Source organism: Flavobacterium sp. (assembly GCF_044371705.1).
GTDB lineage: Bacteria > Bacteroidota > Bacteroidia > Flavobacteriales > Flavobacteriaceae > Flavobacterium.
The window spans coordinates 1-4,530 of sequence record NZ_JBILTE010000205.1; the positions used below are offsets into that span (position 1 = coordinate 1).

A 4,530-nucleotide genomic window follows, 5' to 3' on the forward strand; every position below is an offset into this window, starting at 1 on the left:
AGATAACTGAAGTCGTTTAAACTTTTAAGAATAGATTCTATTTCAAATTAAAAATCATATTCTAAATACCAACCATCGATTTGGAATTTAAAGAACTCATTATTAAATTAAAAAGCCGACTAGATTTTTTAGTCGGCTTTCCTATTTTAAAACACTTCCGATTCTTTTAATTTCTCAGTATTTGAAACCAATTGCAACTCTTCAATCATTTTATGAATATTTCCGTTCATAAATCCATCCAAGTCAAAAATACTCAAACCAATTCGGTGGTCTGTAATTCTCCCTTGTGCATAATTGTAGGTTCTAATCTTTGCTGAACGGTCACCACTACTTACCTGTGATGTACGTTTAGTAGCATCTTCCGCTTGCTTCTTAGCCAATTCCATTTCATACAAACGGGAACGCAAAACCGTTAACGCTTTGTCTTTATTTTTATGTTGCGATTTTTCATCCTGACATTGAGCAACCAATCCGGTGGGAACGTGCGTCATTCGAACCGCTGATTTCGTTGTATTCACCGATTGTCCGCCTGGGCCTGACGAACAGAAATAATCGATTCGAACATCGTTCATATCAATTTGTACATCAAATTCTTCTGCTTCCGGCAAAACCATTACAGTAGCCGCTGAAGTATGCACACGCCCTTGGGTTTCCGTTTGAGGAACTCGTTGTACTCGGTGAACGCCTGCTTCAAATTTCAATGTGCCGTAAACATCTTCTCCTGTTACTTCAAAAATTACCTCTTTAAAACCTCCGGCGGTTCCTTCGTTCATATCTACTAAAGAAGTTCTCCAACCGCGACCTTCACAATATTTAGTGTACATTCTGTATAAATCTCCGGCAAAAATCGATGCTTCATCTCCACCCGTTCCGGCACGAATCTCCACCATCACGTTTTTAGCATCTTCCGGGTCTTTCGGAATCAACATAAATTTGATTTCGTCTTCCAATTGGGGCATGCGTTCTTTGGCATCGTCCAATTCCATTTTGGCCATTTCAACCATTTCCGCATCCGAACCATCGGCAATAATTTCGTTGGCTTCTTCTATATTTTGAGTCAAACGGATGTATTCCTCTCGTTTGTCTACCAAACCTTTCAAGGTTTTATATTCTTGGTTCAATTGCACATAACGCTTCTGATCGGCAATCACATCAGGCTGAATAATCAAATCTGATATCTCGTCGAAACGCTGCTTCACATATTGTAATCTGTCTAACATAGTCTTATAACTGTATTTTGGAGTGCAAAAGTACGATTTTTTGTTTCACGATTCAAGTTTAACATTTCATTGTTTTTTTGTAGTATTGTTTCGTCAAATATTCCATCATGAAAAACTCAAGCTATCTTGTACTTATAGTTTTTTCTTGCCTTTTTTCCTGTCAACAAAAAACCACTTTCAGCGAACTTGAAAAAGCCAACTGGTTTTTAGGACGTTGGGAAAATAAGACTCCGGAAGGCACTTTCTCGGAAGAATGGAAAACTGAAAATGACTCTGTTTTGGTAGGTGAAAGTTATTTCATTAACGGAAAAGATACGTTATTTGCCGAAAATGTTCGATTGGAACAACAAAAGAATGATTTATTTTATATCGTATCCGTTCCTAATCAAAATGAAGAAAAACCGGTTGCTTTTACACTCACCTCTTTTAAAAATCATTATTTAGTTTTTGAAAACCCGGAACACGATTTCCCAAAAAAAATCACCTATAAATTAGTGACGAAAGACAGTTTATATGCTGAAATTAGTGGTGATGGGAAAAGTCAGGGGTTTCCGTTTACCAAAATAAAATAACTGCTGCAAAAAAATATAAAAGTTAACTATTGTTCTATCAATTATTTACGTACAATTTTTTACATTTGAATGAAATGAAACATAAGCTATGGAAACATCTAAAAGATTCAATCAAGCTGCAGAAAAATTATACAATGCCTTCCATGAAAACAGATTAAATCCTCTTTCATGCACCCAATGTGCTGTGGGAACTATTTTGGATAACAACCATTATTGGAAAGAGTTTTCAAACTATAACGGAACATTGCAGTTAAATTATGTTGGCTTAGTGCATCAACGATTGGGCAGAAAATTTAATGGTTTTACACCTCTGGAACTTTTGCAAATTGAAAAAGTTTTTCTGCAAGCTTGTGGCTATGCTGTACCGCTGCACCAATATACATTTACGAATAAGAAAAAAAATAAAGACAAGTTGTTTAAAGGCCTTGAAGCTGTAGTAGCTCAGCTTTGTACTTTTGATAAAATCCCAAATGTGATCGATTGTACTGCATTATTCAATACTATGCAATCAATGCCCGAAAGTGCAAACCAAAAGTTTATTTTAACCGCCTACTAAAAAGCTATTTCAAAAAAACCTATATTTGATGTTACTTTTTGATTTTTAACAACTTAACATCAATCAATTTATGAAAAAAACTAGTGTTTTATTAGGAATCACGCTATTGTTTATTGGTATTTCATGTAAAAAAGATACTGAAAACACAGTTCAAGCAGAGGTGAAAAAATACGATGTAACTGATTTTTTCGATACCAAATCGGTCAGCGGTGCCGGGTTTAATGCCAACGAAACCAAAGTATTAATTTCAAGCAATAGTTCAGGTATTTTTAATTCGTATGAAGTAACAATAGCAGACACTGTTGCAAAAGCTCTAACAAACTCAACAAAAGAATCAGTATTTGCCGAAGGGTACATTCCCGGAAGTTCAAATTTTATTTATTCTTCAGATCAAGGAGGAAATGAAAATTCACATCTGTATTTGGTTAATCAAAAAACCAATGCAACAAAAGATATTACTCCTTGGGAAAATTCCTCCAATTCTTTTCTAGGTTGGAGTTTAGATAAGAAAAATTTATATGTCCAATCGAACAAAAGAGATCAGAGATATTTCGATATCTATAAATTAGACACCGTAAGTTGGAAAGATAACTTACTTTACAAAAACGATTCAGGATTGAGTGCCTCTGGAATCAGTCCCTCCGAACGCTATCTTACGCTAACCAAAGAAATCACGACGGATAAAAATGAGTTGTATTTATACGACCAGAAAACAAAAAAATCTAAAAAAATCAGTTCTGATAAAGAAGCAACTTGGAATCCGATGGTTTTTGAAAAAAATGACAGCATATTATATTATGCCACCAATGAAGGCAAAGAATTTAGTTATTTAGTAAAATACAACATCAACACCGAGAAAAAAGAAGTGGTTCTGGAAGACAAATGGGACATCATGTATATGTCACTCAGTGAAAATGAAAAATACCGAGTGGTTTTTATAAATAGTGACGGCAAAAACAAAGTGATGCTTTTTGACCATGCTACCGGTAAAGAAATTAAAATGCCTGATTTTAAAGATGGAGACGTTACAGGAGTAACTATTTCTATGAGCGAAACCAAATTATTACTCACTGTGGGGAGTAGTACCAGTCCGTCAAATCTGTATGTGTACGATATTGCATCCAAAGATTTGAAACAGCTGACTTCAACACTTAGCAAAAAAATAGACCAAAACGATTTGGTTCAAGCAGAAGTCGTTCGTTTTAAATCTTTCGATGGTTTAGAAATTCCGGCTATCTATTACAAACCTAAACAAGCGTCGGCAAGCAATAAAGTTCCGGCTTTAGTTTGGGTGCATGGCGGACCGGGTGGCCAAAGCCGCATTGGTTATTCAAATACCATTCAACATTTAGTCAATCAAGGGTATGCTGTTTTAGCGGTTAATAATCGCGGGAGCAGCGGTTACGGCAAAACATTTTACAAAATGGATAATAAAGACCACAGCAATGGCGATTTAAAAGACTGTGTTTGGGGCAAAAAATGGTTGGCCGAACAAGACTATATCGACAGTAATGCCATTGGCATTTATGGCGGAAGTTATGGTGGTTGTATGGTATTAGGAGCATTAGCTTTCCACCCTGAAGAGTTTAAAGTAGGGGTGAATTTATTTGGTGTAGCCAATTGGATGCGAACTTTAAAAAGTATTCCTCCTTATTGGGAATCCTTCCGGAAAGCATTGTATGATGAAATGGGCGATCCTAATACTGCTGATAGTATTCGATTGAAACAAATTTCTCCGTTGTTCAATTACGAAAAAATCAACAAACCCTTATTGGTGCTTCAAGGAGCAAACGACGTGCGAGTGCTACCTGTTGAAAGCGACGAAATTGTTGCCGGTGTGAAGAAAAACGGTGTCCCGGTTGAATATGTCCTCTTCCCTGACGAGGGCCACGGGTTTATCAAAAAAGAAAATCAAATTAAAGCTTCAGAGGCTACTTTAGCTTTTTTGGACAAGTATTTAAGAAGTAAAAAATAAACCATCAACTTCAAGCCCTTCTATAAATCAGAAGGGTTTGTTTTTTTATAGATTTAGTTTCGTGTTGGAAAACGCTTTAGAATTTCCAATAAAAACTTCCAATATTTTGTATCGATGAAATCGAAGCTCACGAGGGTGAGCTTTTATTTTGGAAATAGAAGTTGTAATTATTTCTTTATATTTGGGAGACAAAATATTGACAGTTTT

The 4,530-nt window shown here is 35.7% G+C and carries 4 protein-coding genes; 3 read left to right on the plus strand and 1 reads right to left on the minus strand.

Annotation, left to right across the window (positions count from 1 at the left end):
* Positions 1-146: 146 nt before the first annotated feature.
* Positions 147-1,220 carry a peptide chain release factor 1 gene (gene prfA / locus ACIQ2S_RS11635; protein ID WP_396176172.1) on the minus strand — a complete coding sequence of 358 codons (1,074 nt, stop codon included), beginning with the start codon at positions 1,218-1,220 and terminating at the stop codon, positions 147-149.
* 107 nt (positions 1,221-1,327) lie between these two features.
* Between prfA and ACIQ2S_RS11640 the strand changes: the two genes are divergently transcribed.
* From ACIQ2S_RS11640 to ACIQ2S_RS11650, 3 genes are all read left to right on the plus strand, one after another.
* On the plus strand, positions 1,328-1,792 hold the full coding sequence (locus tag ACIQ2S_RS11640) for a DUF6265 family protein (RefSeq protein WP_396176174.1): 465 nt from the start codon (positions 1,328-1,330) through the stop codon (positions 1,790-1,792).
* A gap of 88 nt (positions 1,793-1,880) precedes the next feature.
* Positions 1,881-2,348 carry a Na(+)-translocating NADH-quinone reductase subunit F gene (locus tag ACIQ2S_RS11645; protein ID WP_396176176.1) on the plus strand — a complete coding sequence of 156 codons (468 nt, stop codon included), beginning with the start codon at positions 1,881-1,883 and terminating at the stop codon, positions 2,346-2,348.
* Between the two features lie 70 nt (positions 2,349-2,418).
* The gene (locus ACIQ2S_RS11650) at positions 2,419-4,323 is read left to right on the plus strand and encodes an alpha/beta fold hydrolase (RefSeq protein ID WP_396176178.1); all 1,905 of its coding nucleotides are present in this window, start codon (positions 2,419-2,421) and stop codon (positions 4,321-4,323) included.
* The last annotated feature ends 207 nt before the right edge of the window (positions 4,324-4,530 follow it).

Coding starts and splice junctions, on each gene's coding strand:
- prfA (WP_396176172.1), bottom strand. CDS start 1,220: ATGTTAGACAGATTACAATATGTGAAGCAGCGTTTCGACGAGATATCA.
- ACIQ2S_RS11640 (WP_396176174.1), top strand. CDS start 1,328: ATGAAAAACTCAAGCTATCTTGTACTTATAGTTTTTTCTTGCCTTTTT.
- ACIQ2S_RS11645 (WP_396176176.1), top strand. CDS start 1,881: ATGGAAACATCTAAAAGATTCAATCAAGCTGCAGAAAAATTATACAAT.
- ACIQ2S_RS11650 (WP_396176178.1), top strand. CDS start 2,419: ATGAAAAAAACTAGTGTTTTATTAGGAATCACGCTATTGTTTATTGGT.